Annotated in this window: 5 protein-coding genes; 2 read left to right on the top strand and 3 right to left on the bottom strand. The window is 67.8% G+C overall.

All coding sequences use genetic code 11. From position 1 onward, the window contains the following. Window positions 1–978 (top strand): AMP-binding protein (locus A5701_RS12185; protein ID WP_156670066.1); only part of this gene is annotated, 978 nt, incomplete at its 5' end. On the opposite strand, the gene A5701_RS12180 is transcribed toward A5701_RS12185, so the two are convergent. Next, on the bottom strand, window positions 962–1,792 hold the full coding sequence (locus tag A5701_RS12180) for an oxidoreductase (RefSeq protein ID WP_067753245.1): 831 nt from the start codon (window positions 1,790–1,792) through the stop codon (window positions 962–964). The genes A5701_RS12185 and A5701_RS12180 overlap by 17 nt on opposite strands. A 301-nt stretch (window positions 1,793–2,093) precedes the next feature. On the opposite strand from A5701_RS12180, the gene A5701_RS12175 reads away from it, so the two are divergent. Next, window positions 2,094–2,558 carry a cyclic nucleotide-binding domain-containing protein gene (locus A5701_RS12175; RefSeq protein WP_067753241.1) on the top strand — a complete coding sequence of 155 codons (465 nt, stop codon included), beginning with the start codon at window positions 2,094–2,096 and terminating at the stop codon, window positions 2,556–2,558. Between the two features lie 27 nt (window positions 2,559–2,585). On the opposite strand, the gene A5701_RS12170 is transcribed toward A5701_RS12175, so the two are convergent. Together A5701_RS12170 and A5701_RS12165 are read right to left on the bottom strand one after the other, a co-directional pair. Beyond that, window positions 2,586–3,251: a nitroreductase family protein gene (locus A5701_RS12170; protein WP_067753233.1), complete on the bottom strand. Its 666-nt coding sequence runs from the start codon at window positions 3,249–3,251 to the stop codon at window positions 2,586–2,588. A gap of 7 nt (window positions 3,252–3,258) precedes the next feature. Further along, on the bottom strand, window positions 3,259–4,166 hold a 908-nt coding region (locus A5701_RS12165; RefSeq protein WP_156670065.1), incomplete at its 5' end, for an Hsp70 family protein.

Here is a 4,166-nt window from a genome sequence, read left to right as displayed (position 1 = left end):
GCGATGGCCAGCCACTTCTACGGAATTACAGCCAGCGACGTCTACCTCTCGCCGGCGCCCGTCTACCACGCCGCACCCCTGCGATGGTGCGGCATGGTGCAGGCGCTGGGTGGAACCGTGGTGCTGGCCAAGAAGTTCGACGCCGAATCCACATTGCGCTACATCGAGCACTACCGCATCAGCGTCGCACAGCTGGTTCCCACCATGTTCGTGCGGCTGCTCAAACTCGACGAGTCCATCCGCGGCCGTTACGACCTCTCGAGTCTGCGGATGCTCATGCATTCCGCCGCGCCCTGTCCCATCGATGTCAAGCGGGCGATGATCGAGTGGCTCGGCCCCATTGTCTACGAGTTCTACGGTTCCACCGAGGCGCACGGCCTCACGTTCATCGATTCCGAGCAATGGCTCACCCACCCGGGGTCGGTGGGACGTAGCGTGCTCGGCGTGCTGCACATCTGCGGGGACGACGGAACCGAGCTACCCGTCGGTGCCGTCGGAACCGTGTACTTCGAACGCGATCATTTGCCGTTCGAATACCACGACGACCCCGACAAGACCGCCGCGGCCCGCCACCCGGAACATCCATTCTGGACGACCGTCGGCGATCTCGGCTACCTCGACCCCGATGGATTCCTGTACCTGACCGACCGAAAGTCGTTCATGATCATCTCGGGTGGGGTCAACATCTACCCGCAGGAAGTGGAGAACGCCCTGGCGCTGCACCCCGCGGTGCTCGACGTCGCGGTCATCGGCGTTCCCCACCCCGAAATGGGCGAAGAGGTCAAAGCCCTCGTGCAGCTGGCGCCCGGGGTGAGCGGGACGGATGCGTTGGCACAGGATCTCATAGACTATGTCCGCGACCGGATCGCCCACTACAAGGCGCCTCGTTCGGTCGACTTCGTCGACGACCTACCCCGAACACCTACCGGAAAGCTGGCCAAAACCAGACTGCGACAGGCGGTTACGGCCCGAAGTTAGTGCCGCTTGTCAGCCGTTCCCATTTCGCGATCTCGGCGGCGCGCGCATCCGTCGCGTAGCGGTAGAAGGCCAGGGCGTCAGGGCCCAGCAGCAGGAAACCCGGAGGCTCACTCGATTCGACGGCCGCGATGATCGCGGCGCCGGCCTTGGCGGGTTCGCCCGCCTGGGTGCCGTGCATGGTGTCGTTCTCCTTGCGGCGCTGCCCGGCGGTGCCGGCGTAATCGTCGATGACGGTCGCCGATTGGACGAGCGAGCGCCCGGCGAAATCGGTCCGGAAGGCGCCAGGCTCGACGACGGTCACCGAAATGCCCAGCGGGGCAACCTCACCGCGCAGGGCGCCGCTCATCCCTTCGATGGCGGCCTTGGCCGCCGCGTAGTAGCCGGAGCCCACCGGGGTCACCGTTGCGCCGATCGAGGAGATGTTGACGATCGCCCCACTGCGACGGGCCCGCATGCCGGGCAGCACCGCTTTGATCATGGAGACCGTGCCGAAGAAGTGCGTCTCGAACAGGGTGCGCACATCGGCGTCGTCGCCCTCCTCGATCGCGGCGCGGTAACCGTAACCGGCGTTGTTCACCAATACGTCGATGCGGCCGAACCGCTCGTGGGCCTGCCGCACGGCCGAGACGACCTGCGCGGGGTTGGTGACATCGAGGGCGGCCGCGAGCACCCGATCCGGCGCGCCGGACGCCAGGTCGGCGACCTTCGCGACGTCGCGCGCCGTGACGACCGCGTTGTGGCCGGCCCCGATGGCGGCTTCGGCAAGCGCACGACCGAGTCCGGTCGAGCATCCGGTGATCAACCAGGTGGACATGCGGGATGGCTCCTTCTCGCCGAAACCCAACATCTAGGCGTGAAACGCGTTGTCAGACTACGGCAGTGGTTGGCGTCAGGTCACTCGTCGCGCCGCCGTCGATACGGCCGGTTCGCTCGCGTCGGCTAACTTGCCTCGCGGGGAAGCCGCGGCGGTCACGAAAGCATCGTACGAGGGTGGCCCGCCCGGCGGCGGTGGCTTTCGGCAGGCAATTTCTTCTCGTCGATCGCGGGACGGGGCCGTCACAATCAACTATCGTCCGTCTTGAGTAATCGATCGGTACCGGTGAAGGAAATTGGCAGTGAGGACGCTAGAAGGCGTTCTGTCCCGCCACCCGTTCTTCGGCGGGATGGACCCGCGTTATCTGCAGTTGGCGGTCGGGTGCGCGGCGAACCTGCGCTTCGCCGCAGGTGAGTTGATCTTCCGCGAGGGCTACCCGGCCGATCACTTCTACCTGATCCGCGCCGGCCGGATCGCGCTCGAAACCCCCGTTCCGGGCCGGGGCGGCTTGACGGTGCAGACGCTGCAAGCTGGAGACATCCTTGGCTGGTCGTGGCTGGTGCCGCCATACAACTCGCGGTTCGATGCGCGCGCCGTCGAGTCGACGCGCGCCATCGGGTTCGACGGCAACTGCCTGCGCGGCAAGTGCGAAGAGGACCACGAACTGGGGTACGAGCTGCAGAAGCGCGTGATCGCGGTCCTCGGACAGTATCTCGATGCGACGAGGTTCCGGCTCCTGGACATCTATGCCGATGTCATCGGCTGAGCACGACACCGTCCCGCGACAGGCCCCCTAGCCGTCGAATGCCGGGCCGTCGAAGCGGTCACGGGTGACGAGCTCCGCGACCGCCCGGCGGCGCAACTTCCTCAGCTGCCGGATGGGTTTGCCGAGCGGCACCACCGCGACGACCGCGTGCCGATCGGGGATGCCCAGCAGTTCGCGGACTCCCTCCTCGGCGGCGACGGCCATCGTCGTGATCGTCCCGCCGTAACCCTCGTTGCGGGCGGCCAGCAGGACGTTCCACACCAGTGGATATACGGAGGCGCCGCCGGCCAGGCCGACGCGGCCCAGATCCTGATCCACGGCCGCCACCACCGTCAAATCGACCGAAAACACAAGCACGACAGGCGCTTTCGCGATCGGCGCGATGAACGTGTCGGGGATTTCGGTGCTGTCGATGATGTCCTGCGGCACACGGCTGGGATGGATTGAATTCCATGGGTTTTCGCCCGCCTGCAGCTGGGCGAAGTAGCGACGGGCGGCGGCCTTGCCCAGCTCGGCCAGCCGGCGCCGGGCGTCGGGGTCGCGCACGACGGTGATGTGGGCGCCCTGCCGGTTGCCGCCGCTCGGGGCGAACCGGGCGTTGTCGAAAATGCGCGCCAGCACGCCGTCGGGCACCGGGTCGCCGGTGAATTCCCGCGCCGCGAACGTCGTTCTCATGACGTCATAAAGTTCCATCGGCGCGTCACGCGCTCGCGGCGGCGCGGCGCTCCAGGCGGAAGGTGCGCTTGAACCCGGCCGGCTGCGTGGTCAGGGTGACTTCCACCGCGCCGCTGGGGGCGATGACGTAGCGCTCCTCGACGTCGGGCCCGTCCCGCCACCGGCCCACCGGCTGATGCCCGAGGTCGTCGCGATCATGCAGCGCCGGGTCGAAGGGGAAGAGCACCGGGTCGTAGGGCGTCACGTCGCCGTCGGGCCGGCCGTTGACCAGGCGGCTGCATTCCACGAACCGGAAGTGGCCGATGTTGTGGGCCGCACGATAGGACCGCTTCACCACCAGCGGGGTGTGCCCGTCGGCCGGCAGGGAGACGTCCTTGCACACGATCGGGTCGAAGACCACGCCCGCGCCGGCCTCGGCCTCGCGAAAGACCCCGAAGTTGCGCGAGAAGCGTTCGGACAGCGCGAAATCGGACTCCTTGTCGAGGAAGACCGCCAGGCCGATCGCCGTGGCCGCGAAGGGGTGCGGCGAGCGTTTGACCCGCTTGTCGCCGAAGGTGGTGCGCAGCATCCGGGAGACCAGCGGGAAGCTGCCTGCGCCGCCGACGACGTAGATGCCGGCGACCTCCGACCACGTCACGTCCCGGCCGGCGCCGGCCGGATTGTGCAGCACGCGGTCGAGCAACGCCATCGTCTTGTCGACCAGCGGTGCGCACACCGAATAGACGTCGTCAACGGGGCAGGAGAACGGGGGCCGGTCCGCCCCGCCGACCCCGGTGAGGTCGACCAGGAAGCGGCGCGTCTGTGGACCCACGGCCTCCTTGCGGGCGGCGCACTCCTCCCGCAGCAGGTCGCGGGCCGCCGCGTCCACCCCGGACAGTTGGGAGCGGTCCAGGACGAGCTCGACGATCGCGTCGTCGAAGTCGTCGCCGCCGA

Source organism: Mycobacterium sp. E3305 (assembly GCF_001666785.1).
Lineage (GTDB): Bacteria > Actinomycetota > Actinomycetes > Mycobacteriales > Mycobacteriaceae > Mycobacterium.
This window is presented reverse-complemented; position numbering and strand designations above follow the sequence as displayed.

Bases quoted from the DNA above. Each gene is read 5' to 3' on its own strand.
- A5701_RS12180 (WP_067753245.1), bottom strand. From the start codon at position 1,792: ATGTCCACCTGGTTGATCACCGGATGCTCGACCGGACTCGGTCGTGCG.
- A5701_RS12170 (WP_067753233.1), bottom strand. From the start codon at position 3,251: ATGGAACTTTATGACGTCATGAGAACGACGTTCGCGGCGCGGGAATTC.